Consider the following 24676-nt stretch of genomic DNA (forward strand, 5'->3'; position numbering starts at 1 on the left):
AGGGAAAAGAGAAGTCCTGAGGCGGACAGAAGGGAATTCTGTCCGCATAAGCGCAAATATTGTTAAGAATCGAGCGCGCGGGCAACTGCCTCGCGGGCGCCGTGCATCGCCAGCTGCTGCCAGGCGGCGCGGATCCCGGCGACAAACAGGGCGTTGCGCGGCAGGTCGCGGCCAAATATTTCCTCCAGACCCAGCAGGGCGTCAACACGCTGCTGCTCATCGCTCTGCGCCACCCGCTGCTGGATCTTGTCTACCAGCGGATCGCGCACGTCGATGGTCTGACCAGCATCATCCGTGCCGCTGACGTAGCGCATCCAGCCGGCCACGCCGAGGGCCAGCAGCGGCCAGCGGCTGCCGCGCTCAAGATGCACGCGAATACCGTCGAGCATGCGCTGGGGTAGCTTCTGGCTGCCGTCCATGGCGATTTGCCAGGTACGGTGTTTGAGCGCCGGGTTGCTGAAGCGCGCGATCAGACTGTCGGCATAGGCCGCCAGGTCGACGCCGGTAATGGTCAGCGTCGGGGCCTGTTCGTCGAGCATCAGCTGGCGGGCGGCGCGGCGGAAGACCTCATCCTGCATGCAGTCGCTAACGTGCGCATGACCTGCCAGATAGCCAAGCCAGGCGAGGAAAGAGTGGCTGCCGTTGAGCATCCGCAGCTTCATCTGCTCCCAGGGCAGCACGTCGTCGGTCATCTGCACGCCTGCCGTCTCCCAGGCGGGGCGCCCGGCGACAAAGTGGTCTTCGACTACCCACTGAATGAAGGGTTCGCAGCTGATGGCGCAGGGATCTTCCACCCCCAGCACGGCGGCGATTTCCGCCAGCGATTCGGCGGTGGCGGCGGGAACAATGCGATCCACCATGGTGCCCGGGAAGCTAACGTTGTCGGCGATCCAGCTCGCCAGCGCCGGACTGCGTTTTTCCGCCATGCCGAGGACGGCATTTTTCACCACGTGGCCGTTATCGGGAATGTTATCGCAGGAGAGCACGGTAAAGGGCGGCAGGCCGCGTTCCCGGCGGCGGGCCAGCGCTTCAACTAAAATACCGGGAGCCGACTGCGGGAGCGTCGGATTTTCCAGATCGTGAACGATGCGCGGATGCGTCGGATCCAGCTTGCCGGTCGCCGGATCGATGCAATAGCCTTTTTCCGTGATGGTCAGCGAGACAATCGCCACCTGCGGCTCGCAAAATTTCTCGATAATCGCCGCCAGCGAATCGAGCCTGGCGTTCAGGCATTCGTGCACTGCGCCGATAATAATGGGCTGATTACCGTCGGCGCCTTTTTCCAGTACGGTAAACAGGTGGTCCTGTTCGCGAAGCTGGCTCATCAGCGTATCGCCGCTGAACAGACTGATTTCGCAGATCCCCCAGTCGCCGCCGATGTTATTCAGCACGCGATCGGTCAGCAGCGCCTGGTGCGCGCGATGAAACGCGCCAAAGCCGAAATGGACAATACGCGAGCGGAGCTGGCTGCGATCGTACTGAGGACGTTGCACGTTTTCCGGTAGCGTAGCGGTTGCAATTGTTGTCATTCTTTACACACCTGTTTAACTGCTTATTAACATTGCCAGTCTAAAGTTATATGACAGGAAATTAAATTGGTAAGCCGAAATTATCCGCTGACTGTGAGCTGGATCAATCAATGCACCGGCACTGTTTGCAGCCTGCTGAGAAACATGTATGGTAGTCGTCATGAGTGTCGCCATTATTGGTATAACAACTTTTGTGAGGGCATAGCGATGGAGCAAACCTGGCGGTGGTATGGGCCGAACGATCCGGTATCGCTTGATGATGTACGGCAGGCAGGGGCGACCGGGGTCGTCACTGCGCTGCACCATATTGCAAACGGTCAGGTCTGGCCGGTCGACGAGATTAAAGAGCGTCAGGCGCTGTTAGCGGCGAAAGGGCTGACCTGGTCGGTGGTCGAAAGCATTCCGGTGCACGAGGATATTAAAACCCACAGCGGGCAGTATACGACCTGGATTGCCAACTATCAGCAGAGCATCCGCAACCTCGCGGCCTGCGGCATCGATACCGTATGCTACAACTTTATGCCGATCCTCGACTGGACGCGCACCGATCTGGAATATGAGCTGCCGGACGGCTCCCGGGCGCTGCGTTTCGATCAGATCGCCTTCGCCGCCTTTGAACTGCATATCCTCCAACGCCCGGGGGCGGAAGCGGATTACAGCGAAGAAGAGCAGCGCCAGGCCGAGGCGTATTACAAGGCGATGAGCGAAGCGGACATTGAGAAACTGACCCGCAATATCATCGCCGGCCTGCCGGGGGCGGAAGAGGGTTACACCCTCGACCAGTTCCGCGCGCGTCTGGCGGAATATGACCACATCGATAAAGCGCAGCTGCGCGAAAATATGGCCTATTTCCTGCGGGCCATCGTGCCGGTGTGCGAAGAGGTGGGGATCCGTCTGGCTGTGCATCCGGACGATCCGCCGCGGCCGATCCTTGGCCTGCCGCGTATCGTCTCGACCATTGAAGATATGCAGTGGCTGAAAGAGACAGTGGACAGCATTAATAATGGCTTTACCATGTGCACCGGATCCTATGGCGTCCGCGCCGATAACGATCTGGTGAAGATGGTGGAGACCTTTGGCGATCGCATTCACTTTACCCATCTGCGCTCCACCTGCCGTGAAGCGAACCCGAAAACCTTCCACGAGGCGGCGCACCTTAGCGGCGACGTCAATATGGTGGCGGTGGTGGATGCGATTCTGCGTGAAGAGCAGCGGCGTAAGCAGGCCGGCGATCTGCGCCCGATCCCCTTCCGTCCGGATCATGGTCATCAGATGCTCGACGATCTGCGCAAGAAAACCAACCCAGGCTATTCGGCTATTGGCCGTCTCAAGGGGATGGCGGAAGTACGCGGCGTGGAGCTGGCGCTGAAGATGACCAAATACCCTGAACTGTTGTAATCGCGGCAATGGGGATAATAAAAAGGACAGCCAGCGGCTGTCCTTTTTTATGTCAACTCGTCACGGAAGATTAATCCGCGCGGCCCATATAGCGGCACTCTTCGATATGAATGCGGATTTTCTCACCGGTGGTCAGGTATTCCGGCACCTGAATCACCAGGCCAGTGCTCATGGTGGCGGGCTTGGTGCGGGAGCTGGCGGATGCCCCTTTAATCCCCGGCGCGGTTTCGATAATTTCCAGGTCCACGGTCTGCGGCAGCTCAAGCGCGAGCAGCTGCCCATCCCAGGTCAGCACCTGCATATCCGGCATGCCGCCTTCCGGAATAAACTGCAGCTCTTCTTCGATCTGCTCTTTCGTGAAGGTGTAAGGGGTGTAGTCTTCTTTATCCATGAACACGTATTCGTTGCCATCGACATAAGAGAAGTCAACGAAACGGCGGGTCAGGGTCACGGTATCGACGATATCGTCGCCTTTGAAGCGCTCTTCTACTTTCAGGCCGGTACGCACATCGGAGAAGCGCATTTTATACAGTGTCGCAGCACCGCGGGCGCTGGGTGACTGAATATCGATATTTTTCACAATCAGCAGCTTGCCGTTGTAATTCAGCACCATACCTTTTTTAATTTCATTCGCTCTTGGCATTGCAGTAATCCTGTCACTTAACGAGTCAAAAATATCGCGTAAAACTACTCGCGCCCGGGCGTTCAGGCAAGTGGAATTCGCGAGTTTTGCTATCTTCTGGCAAAACGTTTAGGCTGTGGCGCAAAATGAGCGTTCGGGAGCTGGGTTGTGGAATGTCGTACTGATTGTGGCGCATGTTGCATCGCCCCCTCTATATCATCGCCGATCCCCGGCATGCCGCAGGGCAAGCCGGCCAACACTCGCTGTATTCAGCTCTCCGAGCACAATCTGTGCCTCATTTTCGGTTCCCCACTGCGCCCGAAGGTGTGCGCCAGCCTGCAGCCCTCGCCGGAGATGTGCTTGACTCATCGTGATGAAGCCATTACCTGGCTGCTGGCGCTTGAGCTGGCCACCGCGCCCTGAGCTTAAAGCAGCAAATGAGACAGGTTTTTGATATGGACGCTGAGGCCGTCCAGCAGCGCCTGGACGCGCAGCGGAAGAATGTCCCGTCGCTGGTAGATAAGCCAGGCCTGCAGATCGATACAGCGCTCCTTTTTCAGACAGGGAACCAACTGTCCTGCCGCCAGCTCGGTGGCGAGTGAATAGTAGGGCGCATAAACGATCCCCATCCCCAGCTTCGCCAGCTCCACCGCCGGCAGCGTGTTATCGCACACGAATCCCCCCTTTACCGTGAGATTAAGCGGTTTGCCGTTTTTGCTTTTGAAGGTCCAGATATTGTCGCTGCCGCCCAGCATACGCAGGGTAATGCACTCATGATCCGCCAGCGCCTCCGGTTCGGCGATAGGGTGTTGCGCGAGGTAATCTGGGGAGGCGAAGACGCCGGTACGAAAGCGGGTAAACGGGCGGGCGATGAGGTTTTCATTCTGTGGCTTAAAGGGGCTTATCAGCAGATCGCAGTCGCTATTGAAAATGGCGCCGTATTTCTGTTCCCGCTCGCTGGCGTTGCGGGTGACCAGATTGATCTGCAACTCCGGCAGCGTTTTTCTTAGCGCTGGCAGAATATAGCGCCCGAGAAACTGGTGGATGCCGATGGGCGCTCCAAGGGTGACAACGCCCTGCAGTGTGTTCTTATAACGGTCGGCGAGGTTGATAAGCTGCTCATGCTGCGCAAGAACGGCGCTGCTGGCGTGAATAAACTGCTCGCCGAACTCGGTACGCACCAGTTCCCTGGCGGTGCGCAGAAAAATAGCCAGACCGACTTTCCGCTCCACGCTGGTCAGCGTCCGTGAGACGTTAGACTGGGGCATATTCAGGCGCTGGGCTGCCCGGCTTACGCTGGCGGTTTCGGCGATGGCGCAGAGGATCCTCAGCTCGTCCATTTTAAAGTCTTTCAACATCTTATCGCTGCCTGATATTAATGGTATATCAAAAATGATATACCAGTTTGGCTGAATTGCCATGTGATTTATTGATCCGCTGAACGTATGATGGCCTTTGCGTTGAACAGTCGTTTATTTAAGGAAATCTGTGCGTTTTATTGCTTCTTTTGTGGTTCTCGACGTGATTAAAAATAACGATCTTCCCGCTGGCTTACTGAGTGTATATGCACCATGCTGCTTAATTATTTTGCTTTGTTTGTATTAATACTGGTATTTCTCATATTGTTTTATGGAGTTATTATTATCCACGATATTCCCTATCACATCGCGCAAAAACGCCAGCATCCCCATCAGGACGCGATTCATGTAGCAGGCTGGATAAGCCTGTTTACCCTGCATGCTATCTGGCCTTTTCTGTGGATCTGGGCCACGTTGTACCGGCCTGATCGTGGCTGGGGGATGGGCTCACAGACCGAAGGACATCAGCAGCGAGCGGAGCTGGAGAAACGCATTGCGTTACTTGAAGCGGCATTAAAAAACAGCCAGCAGGCGTCGGTGGAGAATAGCGAGAAATAATATGGATCTGTTAATTATCCTTTGCTATGTCGCCATTGCCTGGGGCGTGTTTAAAATATTTCGCATTCCAGTAAATAAATGGACGATCCCCACCGCTATATTAGGCGGAATAGTGATCGTCGGTGCGCTAATATTAACGATGAACTATAACCACCCCTATACGATGCGAGCGCAAAAAATTGTCGTCTCCATTCCGATGGTGCCGCAGGTATCAGGCGAGGTGGTGGAGGTGACCAGTAAAACCAATGTGTTAATGAAGAAGGGCGAACTGCTGTTTCGCATCGACGATACCCGCTACCGCGCACGGCTGAACAAGCTGAAAGCCGATCTGGCGGCCGAGGAGGCCACGCTGCGGGCGAAGCAGGCAACCATTGACGATGCCAGCGCCAGAGTACAGCAGGCGCAGGCGGAGTACGACCGGGTCACCCGCGACTACCAGCGCTATGCCCAGGGAGCGGCCATGCCGGTGAATCCTTTTTCGGAACAGGATGTGACCCATGCCAGGCAGCAGGTGCAGATCCAGTCGGCGGTACTGCAGGCGGCGAAAGCGCAATTACAAAACGCCCGAGAGCAGGTATCCGGACGCTACCACGGGCTGGATGCCAATATTGCCAGCCTGAAATCGCAGATCCTTGAAGCGGAGTATAATCTGGCGCAAACCGTGATTCGCGCGCCGAGCGACGGCTACGTCACCCAGCTTCTGGCGCGGCCGGGGATGACCGCGGTGCGTCTGCCCTTCAAGCCGGTGCTGGTGTTTATTCCCCAGCAAAAGCGCCAGGTGGTGGCGGTATTCCGCCAGAATTCGGTCCTGCGTCTGACGGCCGGGGATAGCGCGGAGGTGGTGTTTAACGGTCTGCCGGGCAGCGTCTACAGCGGTAAGGTATCGCGGGTGTTGCCGACCGTCCCGGACGGCAGCTACCAGGCCAGCGGCGCGCTGCAAGGACTGAACGCCGGGGCAGGGAAAGAGGGCATTTACGTGCTGATCGACCTCGATCCCCATCCGGAAGTGGAACATTTACCGGACGGGGTCAGCGCCCAGGCGGCGGTGTATACCGATTATTTTGCCCATGTGTCGATCATGCGCAAAGTGCTGCTGCGCATGACCAGCTGGCTGCATTATCTCTATCTGGATCATTAATCCCCATTGCCCGGCTCCGGCCGGGCAACCTTATCTAGACGTCCCTGATCCGCCACAGGCAGGCCTGCGTGGCGATCCCCATGACCAGCGCAATCCAGAACACCGCATGATAGCTCCAGATCTCTGCCACCACGCCCGCTAGTGAGCCGGCGATGATCCAACCGACGCGGGTGGTATTGGTGTAGAGGGTGGTGGCAGCGCCTGCCTGCCCGGGCATCAAATCCTGGAAATAAAGCATGCCAATCCCGGCGAGGATCCCAATATAGATGGCGTTCAGCACCTGCATCGCCAGCAGCAGCCCCGGCGTATGCACCGTCAGCATGCCCACATAAAACAGCACCCCAGCCACCGCGGAGAGGCGCATCAGAAAGCGTTTACCGAAGCGCCGGGCATAGTAACCGGCAATCAGCATGGTGGGGATTTCCAGCCCGGCGGCGGTACCCATCATCAGGCCGGCCAGCTTCTCCGGCAGATGCAGCTCGTTAATGATAAACAGCGGCATATTAATGATGTACAGGCTGTTCGTGCCCCACATCAGCGTGCAGATGCTGAACAGCAACAGCGCATCGCGGCGGTGCGTGCGCGGGGCTTCCAGCCGGCCGGTCGCCACCGCCTTCGCTTTGTGCATGCTGGGCAGGAACAGCCAGACCATTATCCCGCAGACGATAAACGCCGCCGCGGCGCTGAGGTACATCGCGGTAAAGCCAAACCCCATCGCCAGCGCATAGGCCAGCGGGGGACCAATCACCCATGCCAGGGAAACTTGGGCGCGCAAAATGGAGCTGAACATCACCGCTTCGCGGCCGGTTTTGTCGGCATGCTCGCGCGCGAGGGCGAACATCTGTGGGTTGGCGGTCGAACCAAAGCTGCTGAGGAAGACGCCGACGAACAGCAAAATGAAGTAGTTCCGGTTCCAGGCAAACAGCACGCAGGCCAGCACTCCCAGCAGGCAGCAGACGACAATCAGCTGCTTGCGGTCGCCCTGACGGTCAGAACGTCCGGCGAGGAACTGGCTGACCAGAATGCCTATGACGGCGCTGCCGGTAAAAAAGAAACCCACCATCGCCGGGCGGACGTGTACTTCATTGGTCAGAAACAGGCTCAGGGTCGGCGTCTGCAACGCCCCGGCAATGCCCGTCAGAAAGGCGACGATCAGGAAGGCGGAAGAGGTGACATCGAACCCGCGTCGGGGAAGGGCGGCGCTTCGGTTTTCCATGTGTTTGGTTTTCTGTAGTTTCAGGAGACGGCGCGGAGTTTACGCCTGCTGGCTGAAAATAAACAGTAGTATGGCACGAATAATTAAAAAGGTGTTTCAAAATACAAGGTTCAGCAAAAAGCTGACGCTTACCCCAGCCAGGCGTCAGGGCTTCAGCAAAAGTGTGCAGTACCTCTAAGTTCTGCAATCAAGTCGCTGACGTTCCTTGCGCATTGAGCAAGAAAGGTACAAAATTCTTGAAACGTTTCAGCGTCATTCGACATATCATTCACCGTCAGATGGCGCCTTTTTTCTCAAGTTAGCTGAAACGATTCAATTCAGCAGGAGAGGAGAACCATGTTCCAGTTATCTGTGCAGGATATTCATCCCGGCCAGCAGGCCGGTAATAAAGAAGAGGCCATCCGGCAGGTCGCCGCCGCGCTGGTCAGCGCCGGCAACGTGGCCGATGGCTACGTGAACGGCATGCTGGCGCGCGAGCAGCAGACCTCGACCTTCCTCGGCAACGGGATCGCGATCCCGCACGGCACTACGGATACGCGTGATCAGGTGCTGAAGACCGGCGTTCAGGTGTTTCAGTTCCCGCAGGGCGTCACCTGGGGCGAAGGGCAGACCGCCTATGTGGCGATCGGGATTGCCGCCAGCTCAGATGAACACCTCGGCCTGCTGCGTCAGCTGACCCACGTGTTGAGCGATGACGCCGTCGCCGCCCAGCTGCAGTCCGCCACCACCGCGGAAGAGCTGCGTGCGCTGCTGATGGGAGAGAAACAGAGCGAAGCGCTGAAGCTGGATAACGAGACCCTCAGTCTCGACGTCGCGGCCAGCGATCTGCTGACCCTGCAGGCGCTGAACGCCGCGCGTCTGAAAGAAGCAGGCGCGGTGGATTCCGCCTTCGTTAGCCACGTCATTAACGATACGCCGCTGAACCTCGGTCAGGGCATCTGGCTGAACGACAGCGCTGAAGGCAATCTGCGCAGCGCCGTGGCGGTCAGCCGCGCCGCCACCGCCTTCACCCGCGACGATCAGCCGGTTTCCCTGCTGGTCACGGTGGCGATGACCGACGAGCAGCCAACCGCGGTGCTGAACCGCCTGAGCAAGCTGCTGCTGGACAAGAAAGCTGACCATCTGCTGAAAGCCGACGCCGCCACCGTGCTGGCGCTGCTGACCAGCGACGACGCGATTGCCGAAGATGTGCTGAGCGCCGAATTTGTGGTGCGCAATGAGCATGGCCTGCATGCCCGTCCGGGCACCATGCTGGTCAACACCATTAAACAATTTTCCAGTGACGTCACCGTCACTAACCTCGACGGTTCCGGCAAGCCGGCCAACGGTCGTAGCCTGATGAAGGTCGTGGCGCTGGGTGTGAAAAAAGGTCACCGTCTGCGCTTTACCGCGCAGGGTGAAGATGCGCAACAAGCGCTGGATGCGATTGGCGAAGCGATCGCCGCAGGCCTTGGGGAGGGCGCATAAATGAGCAGACGTGTAGCAACCATTACTTTAAACCCGGCGTACGATCTGGTGGGCTTCACCCCGGAGATCGAGCGCGGTGAAGTGAACCTGGTGCGTACCACCGGCCTGCACGCCGCCGGGAAAGGCATCAACGTGGCGAAAGTGCTGAAAGATCTTGGCATTGACGTCACCGTCGGCGGCTTCCTGGGGAAAGACAACCAGGATGGCTTTCAGCAGCTGTTCAGCGAGCTGGGGATCGCCAACCGTTTCCAGGTGGTGCAGGGCCGGACCCGCATCAACGTTAAGCTGACGGAAAAAGATGGCGAAGTGACCGATTTCAACTTCTCCGGCTTTGAAGTGACCCCGGGCGACTGGGAACGCTTCGTCAACGACTCCCTGAGCTGGCTCGGGCAGTTCGATATGGTCTGCGTCAGCGGCAGTCTGCCGTCCGGCGTCAGCCCGGAGGCCTTTACCGACTGGATGACCCGTTTGCGCAGCCAGTGCCCGTGCATCATTTTCGACAGCAGCCGCGAAGCGCTGGTTGCCGGACTGAAAGCGGCGCCGTGGCTGGTGAAACCGAACCGTCGCGAGCTGGAAATCTGGGCTGGCCGTAAGCTGCCGGAGATGAAAGACGTTATCGACGCCGCCCATGCGCTGCGCGAGCAGGGGATCGCTCACGTAGTGATTTCCCTGGGCGAAGAGGGCGCGCTGTGGGTGAACGCTTCCGGCGAGTGGATTGCCAAACCGCCTTCAGTCGAAGTGGTCAGCACCGTTGGCGCCGGCGATTCGATGGTCGGCGGCCTGATTTACGGCCTGCTGATGCGTGAATCCAGCGAGCATACCCTGCGCCTGGCGACCGCTGTCGCTGCCCTAGCCGTCAGCCAGAGCAATGTAGGGATCACCGACCGTACCCAGTTGGCCGCGATGATGGCGCGCGTCGACTTACAACCCTTTAATTGACAGCAGGAGAGGCATAATGAAAACGCTGCTGATTATTGATGCCGGACTCGGACAGGCGCGCGCCTATATGGCGAAAACCCTGCTGGGCGCCGCCGCGCCAAAAGCGCACCTTGAACTGATTGATAACCCCAACGACGCCGAACTGGTGATTGTTCTCGGGTCGGCGCTGCCCACTGACAGCGCGCTGAACGGCAAACAGGTTTTCCTCGGCGATATTAATCGCGCCGTGGCGCACCCGGAGCTGTTCCTGAGCGAAGCCAAGGGCCATGCGACGCCGTACGCGGCGCCTGCCGCCGCGGCAGTCCCGGCGGCCACCAGCGGACCGAAACGTATTGTCGCGGTCACCGCCTGTCCGACCGGCGTTGCCCATACCTTTATGGCCGCTGAAGCCATTGAAACCGAAGCGAAAAAACGCGGATGGTGGGTGAAAGTGGAAACTCGCGGCTCCGTCGGCGCGGGCAATGCTATCACCCCGGAAGAGGTGGCCGAGGCGGATCTAGTGATCGTCGCCGCTGATATCGAAGTCGACCTGGCGAAATTCGCCGGCAAGCCGATGTATCGCACTACCACCGGTCTGGCGCTGAAGAAAACCGCCCAGGAGCTGGACAAAGCGGTGGTGGAAGCCAAACCGTACCAGCCTTCCGGGAAACCTCAGGCTGCTGGCGAAGGTAAAAAAGAGTCGGCGGGCGCCTACCGCCACCTGCTGACTGGCGTCTCCTACATGCTGCCGATGGTGGTGGCGGGCGGCCTGTGTATCGCGCTCTCCTTTGCTTTCGGGATCAAAGCGTTTGAAGTAAAAGACACCCTGGCGGCGGCGCTGATGCAAATCGGCGGCGGCTCGGCCTTCGCGCTGATGGTGCCGGTGCTGGCGGGCTTTATCGCCTTCTCTATTGCCGACCGTCCGGGTCTGACCCCGGGTCTTATCGGCGGTATGCTGGCGGTCAGCGGCGGCTCCGGCTTTATCGGCGGGATCATCGCCGGTTTCCTTGCCGGTTACGTGGCGAAAGCCATCAGCACTAAGCTGAAACTGCCGCAGAGTATGGAAGCGCTGAAGCCAATCCTGATCATTCCGCTGGTTTCCAGCCTGATCGTGGGCCTGGCGATGATCTACCTGATCGGTAAACCGGTCGCCGGTATCCTCGCCTGGCTGACCCACTGGCTGCAAACCATGGGCACCGCCAACGCGGTTCTGCTGGGCGCGATCCTCGGAGCGATGATGTGTACCGACATGGGCGGCCCGGTGAACAAAGCGGCCTATGCCTTCGGCGTTGGCCTGCTGAGTACCCAGACATACGCGCCGATGGCGGCGATCATGGCGGCCGGTATGGTGCCTCCGCTGGCGATGGGTGTCGCGACGCTGGTTGCCCGCAATAAGTTCGACAAAGGGCAGCGGGAAGGGGGCAAAGCCGCGCTGGTTCTTGGCCTGTGCTTTATCTCTGAAGGGGCGATTCCTTTTGCCGCCCGTGACCCGATGCGCGTGCTGCCTTGCTGTATCGTCGGCGGCGCGGTAACCGGCGCTATCTCGATGGCAATTGGCGCAAAACTGATGGCGCCGCACGGCGGGCTGTTTGTTCTGCTGATCCCGGGGGCGATTACGCCAGTGCTGGGCTACCTGCTGGCGATTGTCGCCGGGACGCTGGTGGCGGGCCTCTCCTACGCGGTGCTGAAACGCCCGGAAGCGCAGGTAGCGGAAGTCGAAAAAGCGGCATAATCTCTCCGCAATAAAAAAGGGCCGACTGTTCGGCCCTTTTTTTATGTCTCTGTTTACGCCACTTCGGCGATCTGCTGCGCCCGCAGCCAGGCTATCTCTTCCGCCCAGATATCCGGGTTGATGGTTTCCAGAATCAGCGGAATGCCGTCGAAGCGGCTGTCCTGCATGATCCAGCTGAAGCAGTCGTGGCCGATGTTGCCTTCCCCCAGACTATGGTGACGGTCAACCCGGCTGCCAAAGGCGCTCTTGGCATCGTTGAGATGCATGCCCCGCAGATACTGAAAGCCGACGATACGCTCGAAGTCGGCAAAGGTCTTCTCGCAGGCTTCGGCGCTGCGCAGGTCGTAGCCGGCGGCGAAGGCGTGGCAGGTATCGATGCAGACGCCAACGCGGGTTTTATCTTCCACGCCATCGATGATGGCCGCGAGATGCTCGAACTTAAAGCCGAGGTTGCTGCCCTGGCCGGCGGTGTTTTCGATCACGGCGGTGACGCCTTCGGTCTTGGCCAGCGCGATATTGATCGATTCGGCGATGCGCGCCAGGCACTCCTCCTCCGGGATCTGCTGCAGATGGCTGCCGGGGTGGAAGTTGAGCAGCGTCAGCCCCAGCTGCTGGCAGCGGGTCATCTCATCGATGAAGGCATCACGGGATTTTTCCAGCGCTTCTTCCACCGGATGGCCGAGGTTAATCAGGTAGCTGTCGTGCGGCAGGATCTGCCCGGGGCCAAAGTGATACTTTTCACAGGCGGCTTTGAATTCGGCGATGGTCTCGTCGCTGAGCGGCGCGGCGCGCCACTGGCGCTGGTTTTTGGTGAAGAGGGCGAAGGCGGTTGCTTCGATTTCGGCGGCGCGAATGGCGGCATTGGCCAGTCCACCTGAGGCGCTCACGTGCGCTCCTACGTATTTCATAAAAAAACTCCAGTTAAAGCCGCTGGGGGGTGGGTAATGATAGCGGCTTAACTGGAGAAAGATGTAGTGCTTTATGCCATCAGGCTGTGAATCGCGACGTTAATGGCCCCGCCGCCGACAATCAACCAGACGAACAGCATCAGCGCCATCAGCAGCGGTTTCGCCCCGGCTTTTTTCAGCGCGCTGACGTGAGTGGTCACCCCAAGAGCGGCCATGGCCATCGCCAGCAGGACGGTATCCAGCGTCACCAGCATATCCACTACCGCTTTCGGCAGCAGATGGAAGGAGTTAAACACTGCCACCAGGATGAACATAATGGCAAACCACGGAATGGTGATTTTGCTTTTCTCGCCGTTACCCGCCGGGGTCAGCTGTTTAACACGCGCCGCCAGGAACAGCAGGAACGGGGCCAGCATCATCACGCGCAGCATTTTAGCGATAACCGCGGCGTTCTCCGCATCCGGGCTGACCGCATGGCCGGCGGCGACGACCTGCGCCACTTCATGCATGGTGGAACCCATATAGATGCCGTAGGTCTCCGGGGTAAACCAGTGCGCCAGCAGCGGGTACATCGCCGGGTAGAGGAAGATGGCGATGGTACCGAAGATCACCACCGTGGCGACGGCGACGGTCACTTTACTGGCTTCGGCTTTGACCACCGGCTCGCTGGCGAGCACAGCCGCCGCGCCGCAGATGCTGCTGCCGGCGCCGATCAGCCAGCTGGTGTGCTTATCGAGCCCAAACACTTTCTGGCCCAGGAAGCAGGCGATGAAAAAGGTGCTGGAGAGCGTCAGAACGTCAATCAAAATACCGCTCACGCCGACGTCGGCAATCTGGGCGAACGTCAGGCGGAAGCCGTAGAGGATGATCCCCAGGCGCAGCAAATGCTGTTTGGCGAAGATCACCCCGCCGTCGCAGGGTTGCCAGATTTTCGGATAGACCGTATTACCGACGACCATCCCGAACAGGATAGCGAGAGTCAGGGCGCTGAAGCCCGCCCCGGCGATGGCCGGAAAGCTACCGGCCCACAGGGCGGCGCCGGTCAGGGCGGCGGTCAGCGCCAGGCCTGGGACAAAATGCCACAGGGAACGATGTTTGGTGGGTAAAGTGAGTGCTGTCATAACCTTCTCCTTTGTCTGCCTAAAGGTTACGCCGCGCGGGATTAAATATAAAATTGATTATATGTTTATAATCAATCGTAATAAGTGGTTAATGACCGCTTCGCCGGTGACAATGGGGCAGGGGAGTGAGGCGCGGAGGCGAGCTGTTCTTGTCAGCAAGACGATGATTTTGTGACGTAAGGGGATTTTCCTTCCATCAGCCGCCTCGATTTGTGTCACCATAGTAAGAAAGGTTATTCAGACTGGATTACTCAACGGGTGGGTTATGCATATTACGCTGCGGCAGCTGGAAGTGTTCGCCGAAGTCCACAAGAGTGGGTCGACCACTCAGGCGTCACAGATGCTGGCGCTTTCGCAATCTGCGGTCAGCGCCGCGCTGACCGATCTGGAAGGGCAGCTCGGCGTACAGCTGTTCGACCGCGTCGGCAAGCGGCTGGTGGTCAATGAGCATGGACGGCTGCTCTATCCGCGCGCCCTGGCGCTGCTGGAGCGGGCCCTGGAGATCGAGCAGCTGTTTCGCGGCGACAACGGGGCGATTCGGGTCTACGCCAGCAGCACCATCGGCAACTATATTATGCCGGAGATCATCGCCCGCTATCGCCATGACTTCCCGGATCTGCCGGTTGAGCTGAGCGTGGGCAACAGCCTGGACGTGATCAACGCCGTTGCCGACCTGCGGGTGGATTTCGGTCTGATCGAGGGGCCGTGTCATGCCGCAGATATTATTGCCGAGCCGTGGCTCGAAGATGAGCTGGTGGTGTTTGCCGCGCCTGACTCGCCGCTGCTGGCGGGGGAGGTGACCCTGCAGCAACTGGCCGAGGCGCCGTGGATCCTGCGCGAGCATGGATCCGGCACCCGGGAGATTGTCGATTACGTTCTGCTGTCGCATCTGCCGGCGTTTCATCTGGGGATGGAGCTCGGCAACTCGGAGGCGATCAAACACGCGGTACGCCATGGGCTGGGGATCAGCTGCTTATCGCGGCGGGTGATTGCCGAACAGCTGGCCTCCGGCACGCTGGCGGAGCTGAAAGTGCCGCTGCCCCGGCTGACGCGCACGCTATGGCGGATCCACCACCGGCAGAAGCATATTTCTAAAGCATTACAACGTTTTCTGCAGTATTGCCAGGTGTAGCGATCCGGCTTTATCGCCTGATAATGGTGGGGGGAATTTGCTGGCAATTCCGCAGGTTAGTGCTTTACTAATAATTTGCGGTCGATCATGAAGCTCTCTTATAACTTTGCATTTGTACCGGATGGAACCCCGATCGTCTGCTACAATCGCGCCTCATTTTTTGGATGGATAGCATTATCACATGGTTTCGGAAACTAAAACCACAGAAGCGCCCACGCTACGTCGTGAACTGAAGGCGCGCCACTTGACCATGATCGCCATCGGCGGTTCCATCGGTACGGGTCTTTTTGTTGCCTCTGGCGCAACGATTTCGCAAGCAGGTCCCGGCGGGGCGCTGCTGTCTTATATTCTGATCGGTCTGATGGTCTATTTCCTGATGACCAGCCTGGGCGAACTGGCGGCGTTTATGCCGGTGTCCGGTTCCTTCGCCACCTACGGGCAGAATTATGTTGAAGAGGGCTTTGGCTTCGCGCTGGGCTGGAACTACTGGTACAACTGGGCGGTAACGATCGCCGTTGATCTGGTGGCCTCGCAGCTGGTGATGAGCTACTGGTTCCCTGACACCCCGGGCTGGATTTGGAGCGCCTTGTTCCTCGGCATTATGTTCCTGCTGAACTGGATCTCGGTGCGCGGCTTTGGCGAGGCGGAATACTGGTTCTCGCTGATCAAAGTGGCCACCGTCATTATCTTTATCATCGTCGGCGTGATGATGATTGTCGGCATCTTCAAAGGGGCGCAGCCTGCCGGCTGGAGCAACTGGGGGATCGCGGATGCGCCGTTTGCCGGCGGCTTCTCGGCGATGATCGGCGTGGCGATGATTGTCGGCTTCTCCTTCCAGGGCACCGAGCTTATCGGTATTGCCGCCGGTGAGTCTGAGAACCCGGAGAAGAACATTCCGCGCGCGGTGCGCCAGGTCTTCTGGCGTATCCTGCTGTTTTACGTCTTCGCGATCCTGATTATCAGCCTGATCATTCCATATACCGATCCGAGCCTGCTGCGCAACGACGTTAAAGATATCTCCGTCAGCCCGTTCACGCTGGTCTTCCAGCACGCCGGTCTGCTGTCGGCGGCGGCGATCATGAACGCCGTTATCCTGACGGCCGTTCTGTCGGCGGGTAACTCGGGGATGTACGCCTCTACGCGTATGCTGTATACCCTGGCCTGCGACGGCAAAGCGCCGCGCATCTTCTCGAAGCTGTCGCGTGGCGGCGTGCCGCGCAACGCCCTGTACGCGACCACCGTTATCGCGGCGCTGTGCTTCCTGACTTCGATGTTCGGTAACCAGACGGTGTACCTGTGGCTGCTGAACACCTCCGGGATGACGGGCTTTATCGCCTGGCTGGGGATTGCCATCAGCCACTACCGTTTCCGTCGCGGCTACGTCCTGCAGGGTAACGATCTCAATAACCTGCCGTATCGTTCCGGGTTCTTCCCGCTGGGGCCGATCTTCGCCTTCGTGCTGTGCCTCATCATCACCCTGGGACAGAACTATGAAGCGTTCCTCAAGGACACCATTGACTGGGGCGGTGTGGCGGCGACCTACATCGGTATTCCGCTGTTCCTCGTCATCTGGTTTGGCTACAAACTGGCGAAAGGCACCCGCTTCGTTCGTTACAGCGATATGACCTTCCCGGACCGCTTTAAGCGTTAATCCCGGCGGTGATACAGCATAAGCCCTCTGATACAGAGGGCTTTTTTTATGTCCGCGCAGTTACAGCCTGACACAATTCTTCATAATTATATTGATAATAGAAATCATTATCTTTATCATTTCCGACCATTACGGATGAAGCCACTCCCCCGTCTCTGCCATGTGTACAGACTGACATCGGGCGACCAGCCACATCGACAAGAAAACAGCGAGTCTACCGCCGACAGAGCGGCAGGCCGCCAGCGCGTGTGAGCAGCACCTTTTTTGTTTGTTTGGTTGTACACCTCATGGAGATTTGGAATGTTCAGGTTAAACCCTTTTATCCGGGCGGGATTGTCTGCGTCCGTCGTATCGTTGGCGTTTCCGGCCCTGGCCGACGTGAATGAAGAAACGCTGGTGGTGACCGCCTCGGCGACTGAACAGAGCGTCAAAGACGCGCCGGCGAGCATCAGCGTCATCACTCAGCAGGATTTGCAGCGCAAGCCGGTCCAGAACCTGAAAGACGTACTGCGCGATGTGCCCGGGGTCCAGCTCACCAACGAAGGGGATAACCGCAAAGGCGTCAGCATCCGCGGTCTGAGCAGCAGCTATACCCTGATCCTGGTTGACGGCAAGCGCGTCAACTCGCGGAACGCCGTCTTCCGCCACAACGACTTCGACCTTAACTGGATCCCGGTGGATGCCATCGAACGTATCGAAGTGGTGCGCGGCCCGATGTCTTCCCTGTACGGCTCCGATGCGCTCGGCGGCGTGGTCAACATTATTACCAAAAAAATCGGCCAGAAATGGACCGGGACGCTGAGTGCTGATACCACCATCCAGGAGCACCGCGACCGCGGGGATACCTGGAACGGCCAGTTCTTCACCAGCGGCCCGCTGATCGACGGCGTGCTCGGGATGAAGGCCTACGGCAGCCTGGCGAAACGCGCCAAGGACGATCCGCAGTCCTCCAGCAATGCCACCGGCGAAACGCCGCGCATCGAGGGCTTCACCAGCCGCGATGGCAATGTTGAATTCGCCTGGACGCCGAACGACAGCCACGATTTCACCGCGGGCTATGGCTTTGACCGCCAGGATCGCGACTCCGATTCCCTTGACCGCAACCGCCTTGAGCGTGAGAACTACTCCCTGAGCCATAACGGCCGCTGGGATATGGGCAACAGCGAGCTCAAGTTCTACGGCGAAAAGGTGGATAACAAAAATCCGGGGCAGAATGGGACCATCACTTCGGAAAGCAATGCCATCGACGGCAAGTACGTTCTGCCGCTGGACATGATTAACCAGCTGGTGACCTTCGGCGGCGAATGGCGCCACGACAAGCTGAAAGATCCGGTCAACCTGAGCAGCGGCGGTCAGTCAACGTCGGCCAGCCAGTACGCCCTGTTTATTGAAGACGAATGGCGCATCATCGAGCCGCTGGCGCTGACCACCGGCATTCGTATGGACGACCATCAGACCTATGGCGATCACTGGAGCCCGCGCGCCTATCTGGTGTATAACGCCACCGATACCGTCACCGTTAAAGGCGGCTGGGCGACGGCGTTTAAAGCCCCGTCCCTGCTGCAGCTTAATCCCGACTGGACCACCAACTCCTGCCGCGGCTCGTGCAGCATCGTTGGTAACCCGGATCTAAAACCGGAAACCAGCGAAAGCTTCGAGCTCGGTCTCTACTACCGCGGGGAAGAGGGCTGGCTTGAAAATGTCGAAGGCAGCATCACCACCTTCCAGAATAATGTCGACGACATGATCGATGTTCTGCGCACCTCCAGCGCCAGCGAAGCGCCGGGCTACCCGAACTTTGTCGGCTGGAAAACCGTCAACGGCAAGCGCGTGCCGATCTTCCGCTATTTCAACGTCAACAAAGCGCGCATCAAAGGGGTAGAGACCGAGGTGAAGATCCCGTTTGGCGATGAGTGGAAGCTGACGGTGAACTACACCTACAACGATGGTCGCGATCTGAGCAACGGCGGCGACAAACCGCTGCAGACGCTGCCGTTCCATACCGCCAACGGCACGCTCGACTGGAAACCGCTGGATGACTGGTCCTTCTACGTGACGGCCAACTATACTGGCCAGCAGCGCGCGGTGAGCGCCACCGGCAAAACGCCGGGCGGCTATACCCTGTTTGACGTCGGCGCGGCGTGGCAGGTCACCAAGAATGTGAAACTGCGCTCCGGGGTGCAGAACGTGGGCGATAAAGATCTCAGCCGGGACGACTACAGCTATACCGAAGAGGGCCGTCGCTACTTTATGGCGGTGGATTATCGCTTCTGATTGCCGGCGCTAAAACGCGTCCTGTAGGCCTGAACATGCGCCGCGAAGCAGCTTCGCGGCGCATTTGCGTTTAGCCAAAGAGATGCTGCGCATGGAAGCGCAGATGGTCTTCAATAAACGAGGCAATGAAGTAGTAGCTGTGGTCGTAACCGGGCTGGATGCGCAGCGTTAACGGCCAGGCCTTCTGCCGCGCGACCTCCGCCAGTACCGCCGGCTGCAACTGTCCGGCAAGGAATGGATCGCTGTCGCCCTGATCGATAAGCGTTGGCACAGCGTCCGCCGGCTGGCTGGCCTGCATCAGGGCGCAGCTGTCCCAGGCGTGCCATGTCGATTCATCGGCGCCGAGATAGGCGGTAAACGCTTTCTTACCCCACGGCACCTGGGAGGGATTGACGATCGGCGCGAAGGCGGAGACGCTGACGTAGCGGCCGGGATTGTTGAGCGCCATGATAAGCGCGCCGTGACCGCCCATCGAGTGGCCGCTGATGGCGCAGCGGTCGCCGATGCTAAACTCGCTGCGGATAATCGCGGGCAGTTCGTCGCGCAGGTAATCGTACATTCGGTAGTGCGCCGCCCAGGGCGCCTGGGTGGCGTTCAGGTAGAAGCCGGCGCCTTGCCCCAGATCGTAACTGTCGTCGTTGGCCACCTCGTCACCGCGCGGGCTGGTATCCGGCATCACCAGCGCGATGCCCAGCTCGGCGGCAATGCGCTGCGCGCCCGCCTTGGTGGTAAAGTTTTCATCGTTACAGGTCAGCCCGGACAGCCAGTACAGCACCGGCGGCGGCGTTTCGCGCTCAGGCGGTAAAAAAATGCTGAACGTCATGGCGCAGTTCAGGACAGGGGAGTGATGACGCCAGCGTTGTTGCCGGCCGTCAAAACAGCGATGCTCTTCAAGCAGTTCCATGCAAGGCTCCTCGGAAGGGGTGTGCGCGTAAACGTTCATAATACAGATATTTCATTAGCCGGTGAGCAACTTTCACTTTCTCCTTTTGAGAACTTACTGCATCATTAATGCAACTTATAGCCAACATGCCGGTGTAGCGATGGCGCTTATGGATGCGTACAGCGGTTGGATCATTCCGGATTCGGCGGTAGGGATTTGGCGCCGCGCTTGAGGCGAGACTTCGCGCCTTAATAAAAGGCAGCGCCAATTTCAATAATTATCGTTACGGCTACTGGATTCTGTGCGCCGCCTCACGCACAATGAATACAAACTTTGCCCCCAGAAAAAGCAAAGAGCGCCACACCTGCAGGAGAAACCCAAATGTCATCACTGAGTAAAGAAGCCGTCCTCGTTCATGAAGCGCTGGTCGCTCGTGGGCTGGAGACGCCGATGCGTGCGCCAGTACAAGAAATTGATAACGAAACACGCAAGCGTTTGATTACCGGTCATATGACCGAGATTATGCAACTGCTGAATCTGGATCTGAGTGATGACAGTCTGATGGAGACCCCGCATCGCATCGCCAAAATGTATGTCGATGAGATCTTCTCCGGACTGGATTATTCTCGCTTCCCGAAAATCACCGTCATTGAAAACAAAATGAAGGTCGATGAAATGGTCACTGTACGCGATATCACCCTGACCAGCACCTGTGAACACCATTTCGTCACCATCGATGGTAAAGCGACGGTAGCCTATATCCCGAAAGATTCGGTGATCGGCCTGTCGAAAATCAACCGTATCGTGCAGTTTTTCGCCCAGCGTCCGCAGGTCCAGGAGCGTCTGACGCAGCAGATCCTGATTGCGCTGCAGACGCTGCTCGGCACCAGCAACGTGGCGGTATCCATTGACGCGGTGCATTACTGCGTGAAAGCGCGCGGCATCCGCGACGCGACCAGCGCCACTACCACCACCTCCCTCGGTGGCCTGTTCAAATCCAGCCAGAATACCCGCCAGGAATTCCTGCGCGCAGTACGTCACCACAGCTAAAACGGAGCAGGGTACATGGAGAGAAATGTCACGCTGGACTTTGTCCGCGGCGTCGCCATCCTCGGTATCCTGCTTCTCAATATCAGCGCCTTCGGCTTGCCGAAGGCCGCTTACCTCAATCCGGCCTGGTCAGGAAGCGCGACCCTCGGCGATACCTGGACCTGGGCGCTTCTCGACCTGCTGGCGCAGGTGAAATTTCTCACCCTGTTCGCGCTGCTGTTTGGCGCCGGTCTGCAGCTTCTGCTCCCCCGCGGAAAACGCTGGATCCAGTCGCGCCTGACCCTGCTGGCGCTGCTTGGTTTCATTCACGGTCTTTTCTTCTGGGATGGCGATATTCTGCTGGCCTACGCCCTGGTGGGGCTGGTGAGCTGGCGCATGGTGCGCGAGGCGCAGCATGTCAAATCGCTGTTCAACACCGGGGTGGTGCTCTACCTCACCGGCATTGCGGTGCTGGTCCTGCTGGGGATGATCTCCGGACCCGCAGCCAATCGCTCCTGGGTCCCGGACGCGGCCAATCTGCAGTATGAGCAGTACTGGAAGCTGCACGGCGGCATGGAGGCGGTCAGCAACCGGGCGGATATGCTGTCGGACAATCTGCTGGCGCTCGGCGCGCAGTATGGCTGGCAGCTGGCGGGGATGATGCTGATAGGCGCGGCGCTGATGCGCAGCGGCTGGCTGAAAGGGCAGTTCAGCCAGCGTCACTATCGGCGCACCGGCGTGCTGCTGGTGGCGGCCGGGATGGCGGTGAATGTGCCGGCCATTGTCGCCCAGTGGTATCTGGCCTGGGACTATCGCTGGTGCGCGTTTTTACTGCAGGCGCCGCGTGAACTGAGCGCCCCGCTGCAGGCTATCGGCTATGCCTCGCTGGCCTGGGGCTACTGGCCGCAGCTCTGCCGTTTCCGCCTGGTGGGGGCTATCGCCTGCGTTGGACGCATGGCGCTGACCAACTATTTGCTGCAGACCCTGATCTGCACCACCCTGTTTTATCATCTCGGGCTGTTTATGCGCTTCGATCGTCTGCAGCTGCTGGCCTTTGTTCCCCCCATCTGGGCCGTAAACCTCCTTCTGTCATCACTCTGGCTGCGCCGCTTCCGCCAGGGGCCGGTGGAATGGCTGTGGCGTCAGTTAACCCTGCGTGCGTCAGGGACATCATTGAAAGACACATCCAGATAACGATCTCGATCACAATCATTAACAAAACGGATGTAAACGTTTCCAGCCGTGTGACCTCACTCACGTAGCGGACCGCGGGTCGCTGCCAGAATAGCCTCCTTGCTGAGCACAGGAGGTGAATGTGACGTGCTGTAATTCTCTTAAGGTCGCTGAGTATGATCACCATTCGTGATGTCGCCCGCCAGGCGGGCGTATCCGTGGCCACCGTGTCGCGGGTGCTGAACAACAGCGCGCTGGTGAGTCCGGATACGCGCGACGTCGTGATGAAAGCGGTGACCCAGCTGGGCTACCGGCCAAACGCCAATGCCCAGGCGCTGGCCACCCAGGTCAGCGATACCATCGGCGTGGTGGTGATGGACGTCTCCGATGCCTTCTTCGGCGCGCTGGTGAAAGCGGTGGATACCGTCGCCCAGCAGCATCAGAAGTATGTGCTGATCGGCAACAGCTATCACGAGGCGGAAAAAGAGCGCCACGCCATCGAGGTGCTGATCCGCCAGCGCTGCTCGGCGCTGATCGTCCATTCGAAAGCGCTCAGCGATGCTGAACTGAGCGACTTTATGCAACATATCCCGGGGATGGTGCTGATCAACCGCATCGTGCCGGGCTTTGCCCATCGCTGCGTGGGTCTCGACAACGTCAGCGGCGCGCTGATGGCTACCCGCATGCTGCTCAATCACGGCCACCAGCGCATCGGCTATCTCTCCTCAAATCACGGCATTGAAGACGACGATATGCGCCGGGAAGGGTGGAGCAAAGCGCTGCAGGAGCAGGGCATCATCGCCCCGGACAGCTGGGTCGGGTCCGGCTCCCCGGACATGCAGGGCGGCGAAGCGGCGATGGTCGAACTGCTGGGGCGGAATCTCGGCCTCACCGCCGTGTTCGCCTATAACGACAGCATGGCGGCCGGCGCGCTGACAACGCTAAAGGATAACGGCATTGTCGTGCCGCAGCATCTGTCGCTGATTGGCTTTGATGATATTCCTATTTCCCGTTACACCGATCCTCAACTGACCACCGTGCGCTATCCGGTGATGTCGATGGCGAAGCTGGCCACCGAGCTGGCGCTGCTGGGGGCGGCCGGCAAGCTGGATCGCGAGGCGACGCACTGCTTTATGCCGACCCTGGTGCGCCGTCACTCCGTTGCCCAGCGGCAAACTGTGGGGCCGATCACTAACTGAAGCGGCAGCGGGATGTAACCGCTTTCAATTTGTGAGTAAATTCACAGTATATTAACATTCGCCTGATTATGATGGCAGCGTTTACCAGTCTGAACCACAAGGTGAGGGGAAATCCTCACTTTTATCATTAGGAACAAGGCGTTAAACGAGTATTAGAGTCGTATTTTCCTGGAGCGTTACCCGACACGGAAGACCGAATTTTCGTCGTGAAATGCGTTGTGCGGTAACACTAATGCAACAAGTCCCGCCCGCACTTTTCACAAAAATGACCCTGCATAATAAAACCGGAGATTCCATGAATAAGAAGGTGTTTACCCTCTCTGCTGTAATGGCTGGTCTGTTATTTGGCGCCGCAGCACACGCAGCAGATACCCGTATCGGCGTGACGATTTATAAATATGACGACAACTTTATGTCGGTGGTGCGTAAGGCGATTGAAAAAGATGGCAAATCCGCGCCTGACGTCCAGCTGCTGATGAATGACTCGCAGAACGACCAGTCGAAACAAAACGATCAGATTGACGTGCTGCTGGCGAAAGGCGTGAAAGCCCTGGCGATCAACCTGGTTGACCCGGCTGCGGCGGGAACGGTCATCGAAAAAGCGCGCGGGCAGAATATTCCGGTGGTGTTCTTCAACAAAGAGCCTTCCAGTAAAGCGCTGGATAGTTATGACAAGGCTTACTACGTCGGTACCGACTCGAAAGAGTCCGGGATTATTCAGGGCGATCTGATCGCCAAGCACTGGAAAGCAAACCCGAACTGGGATCTGAATAAAGACGGCCAGATCCAGTACGTCCTGCTGAAAGGCGAGCCGGGCCATCCGGATGCGGAAGCGCGTACCACCTACGTTATCAAAGAGCTGAACGATAAAGGTCTGAAGACCCAGCAGCTGCAGATGGACACCGCTATGTGGGATACCGCCCAGGCGAAAGACAAAATGGACGCCTGGCTCTCCGGCCCGAATGCGAACAAGATTGAAGTGGTGATCGCCAACAATGACGCCATGGCGATGGGTGCGGTTGAAGCGCTGAAAGCGCACAACAAGAGCAGCATTCCGGTGTTCGGCGTTGACGCCCTGCCGGAAGCCCTGGCGCTGGTGAAATCCGGCGCGATGGCCGGTACCGTGCTGAACGATGCTAACAACCAGGCGAAAGCGACCTTCGAGCTGGCGAAAAACCTTGCCGACGGAAAAGAGGCGGCGGCAGGCACCAACTGGAAAATTGACAACAAGATTGTTCGCGTCCCCTACGTGGGGGTCGATAAAGACAACCTGAGCCAGTTTACCGGCAAATAATCGTGATGTGAGTTGCGGGCGTGGGTTATCCACGCCCGATTATTCCTGATACAGAACCAGACTCCTGCTGGCGTAA

The 24676-nt window shown here is 58.5% G+C and carries 21 protein-coding genes; 14 read left to right on the forward strand and 7 right to left on the reverse strand.

All coding sequences use genetic code 11. The annotated features are described in order from the left end of the window. Positions 1–62 precede the first annotated feature (62 nt). Complete coding sequence (locus ABLV64_RS18010) at positions 63–1529, reverse strand: fructuronate reductase (protein WP_004201649.1); 1467 nt, start codon at positions 1527–1529, stop codon at positions 63–65. A gap of 207 nt (positions 1530–1736) precedes the next feature. On the opposite strand from ABLV64_RS18010, the gene uxuA reads away from it, so the two are divergent. After that, positions 1737–2927 carry a mannonate dehydratase gene (gene uxuA / locus ABLV64_RS18015; protein WP_241366011.1) on the forward strand — a complete coding sequence of 397 codons (1191 nt, stop codon included), beginning with the start codon at positions 1737–1739 and terminating at the stop codon, positions 2925–2927. A gap of 70 nt (positions 2928–2997) precedes the next feature. On the opposite strand, the gene yeiP is transcribed toward uxuA, so the two are convergent. Beyond that, positions 2998–3570 (reverse strand): elongation factor P-like protein YeiP, encoded by a 573-nt coding sequence (gene yeiP / locus ABLV64_RS18020; protein WP_002912951.1) that lies wholly within the window; start codon positions 3568–3570, stop codon positions 2998–3000. Positions 3571–3717: 147 nt separating this feature from the next. On the opposite strand from yeiP, the gene ABLV64_RS18025 reads away from it, so the two are divergent. Next, positions 3718–3972, forward strand: a complete 255-nt coding sequence (locus ABLV64_RS18025; RefSeq protein ID WP_004201647.1) for a YkgJ family cysteine cluster protein — start codon at positions 3718–3720, stop codon at positions 3970–3972. Positions 3973–3974: 2 nt separating this feature from the next. Here ABLV64_RS18025 and ABLV64_RS18030 read toward each other — a convergent pair whose 3' ends face one another. Next, on the reverse strand, positions 3975–4907 hold the full coding sequence (locus tag ABLV64_RS18030) for a LysR family transcriptional regulator (RefSeq protein ID WP_049004214.1): 933 nt from the start codon (positions 4905–4907) through the stop codon (positions 3975–3977). Positions 4908–5120: 213 nt separating this feature from the next. On the opposite strand from ABLV64_RS18030, the gene ABLV64_RS18035 reads away from it, so the two are divergent. After that, positions 5121–5465 (forward strand): DUF3302 domain-containing protein, encoded by a 345-nt coding sequence (locus tag ABLV64_RS18035; protein ID WP_004201645.1) that lies wholly within the window; start codon positions 5121–5123, stop codon positions 5463–5465. Between the two features lies 1 nt (position 5466). Next, the gene (locus ABLV64_RS18040; RefSeq protein ID WP_004201644.1) at positions 5467–6603 is read left to right on the forward strand and encodes an HlyD family secretion protein; all 1137 of its coding nucleotides are present in this window, start codon (positions 5467–5469) and stop codon (positions 6601–6603) included. A 34-nt stretch (positions 6604–6637) separates the two neighbouring features. Here the strand turns inward: ABLV64_RS18040 and setB are convergent, their stop codons facing one another. Next, complete coding sequence (gene setB, locus ABLV64_RS18045; RefSeq protein ID WP_004201643.1) at positions 6638–7819, reverse strand: sugar efflux transporter SetB; 1182 nt, start codon at positions 7817–7819, stop codon at positions 6638–6640. Between the two features lie 336 nt (positions 7820–8155). On the opposite strand from setB, the gene fruB reads away from it, so the two are divergent. From fruB to fruA, 3 genes are read left to right on the forward strand one after another with little or no spacing between them, the layout of a single operon-like run. Continuing rightward, complete coding sequence (fruB, locus tag ABLV64_RS18050; RefSeq protein ID WP_004201642.1) at positions 8156–9286, forward strand: fused PTS fructose transporter subunit IIA/HPr protein; 1131 nt, start codon at positions 8156–8158, stop codon at positions 9284–9286. Further along, positions 9287–10225, forward strand: coding sequence for a 1-phosphofructokinase (gene fruK, locus ABLV64_RS18055; RefSeq protein ID WP_002912941.1), 939 nt, complete (start codon positions 9287–9289; stop codon positions 10223–10225). Between the two features lie 16 nt (positions 10226–10241). Then, entirely contained in the window at positions 10242–11936 is a 1695-nt protein-coding gene (gene fruA, locus ABLV64_RS18060) for a PTS fructose transporter subunit IIBC (protein WP_004201641.1), read from the forward strand. 53 nt (positions 11937–11989) lie between these two features. Here fruA and nfo read toward each other — a convergent pair whose 3' ends face one another. Both nfo and ABLV64_RS18070 read right to left on the reverse strand, forming a co-directional pair. Further along, the gene (gene nfo, locus ABLV64_RS18065; protein ID WP_023318749.1) at positions 11990–12844 is read right to left on the reverse strand and encodes a deoxyribonuclease IV; all 855 of its coding nucleotides are present in this window, start codon (positions 12842–12844) and stop codon (positions 11990–11992) included. A gap of 71 nt (positions 12845–12915) precedes the next feature. Beyond that, positions 12916–13965, reverse strand: a complete 1050-nt coding sequence (locus tag ABLV64_RS18070; RefSeq protein WP_004201639.1) for a YeiH family protein — start codon at positions 13963–13965, stop codon at positions 12916–12918. A 265-nt stretch (positions 13966–14230) separates the two neighbouring features. Between ABLV64_RS18070 and yieE the strand changes: the two genes are divergently transcribed. The 3 genes from yieE to cirA all read left to right on the forward strand — a co-directional run bounded on the left by yieE (position 14231) and on the right by cirA (position 19022). After that, positions 14231–15097 carry a DNA-binding transcriptional regulator YeiE gene (gene yieE / locus ABLV64_RS18075; RefSeq protein WP_004201638.1) on the forward strand — a complete coding sequence of 289 codons (867 nt, stop codon included), beginning with the start codon at positions 14231–14233 and terminating at the stop codon, positions 15095–15097. A gap of 181 nt (positions 15098–15278) precedes the next feature. Further along, the gene (locus ABLV64_RS18080; protein WP_004201637.1) at positions 15279–16748 is read left to right on the forward strand and encodes an amino acid permease; all 1470 of its coding nucleotides are present in this window, start codon (positions 15279–15281) and stop codon (positions 16746–16748) included. 300 nt (positions 16749–17048) lie between these two features. Next, positions 17049–19022 carry a catecholate siderophore receptor CirA gene (gene cirA / locus ABLV64_RS18085; RefSeq protein WP_023318747.1) on the forward strand — a complete coding sequence of 658 codons (1974 nt, stop codon included), beginning with the start codon at positions 17049–17051 and terminating at the stop codon, positions 19020–19022. Between the two features lie 70 nt (positions 19023–19092). Here the strand turns inward: cirA and fghA are convergent, their stop codons facing one another. Then, entirely contained in the window at positions 19093–19926 is an 834-nt protein-coding gene (fghA, locus tag ABLV64_RS18090; protein ID WP_004201634.1) for an S-formylglutathione hydrolase, read from the reverse strand. A gap of 360 nt (positions 19927–20286) precedes the next feature. Here fghA and folE point away from each other — a divergent pair, with 360 nt between their 5' ends. The 4 genes from folE to mglB all read left to right on the forward strand — a co-directional run bounded on the left by folE (position 20287) and on the right by mglB (position 24600). Further along, positions 20287–20955, forward strand: a complete 669-nt coding sequence (gene folE / locus ABLV64_RS18095; protein WP_004201633.1) for a GTP cyclohydrolase I FolE — start codon at positions 20287–20289, stop codon at positions 20953–20955. 15 nt (positions 20956–20970) lie between these two features. Further along, the gene (gene yeiB / locus ABLV64_RS18100; RefSeq protein ID WP_004201630.1) at positions 20971–22128 is read left to right on the forward strand and encodes a DUF418 domain-containing protein YeiB; all 1158 of its coding nucleotides are present in this window, start codon (positions 20971–20973) and stop codon (positions 22126–22128) included. A gap of 155 nt (positions 22129–22283) precedes the next feature. Continuing rightward, entirely contained in the window at positions 22284–23306 is a 1023-nt protein-coding gene (gene galS, locus ABLV64_RS18105; protein ID WP_017899327.1) for an HTH-type transcriptional regulator GalS, read from the forward strand. Positions 23307–23601: 295 nt separating this feature from the next. Continuing rightward, positions 23602–24600, forward strand: coding sequence for a galactose/glucose ABC transporter substrate-binding protein MglB (gene mglB / locus ABLV64_RS18110; protein ID WP_348843019.1), 999 nt, complete (start codon positions 23602–23604; stop codon positions 24598–24600). Positions 24601–24676 lie beyond the last annotated feature (76 nt).

Origin of the sequence: Klebsiella sp. JB_Kp031 (genome assembly GCF_040064295.1) — a bacterium.
GTDB lineage: Bacteria > Pseudomonadota > Gammaproteobacteria > Enterobacterales > Enterobacteriaceae > Klebsiella > Klebsiella quasipneumoniae.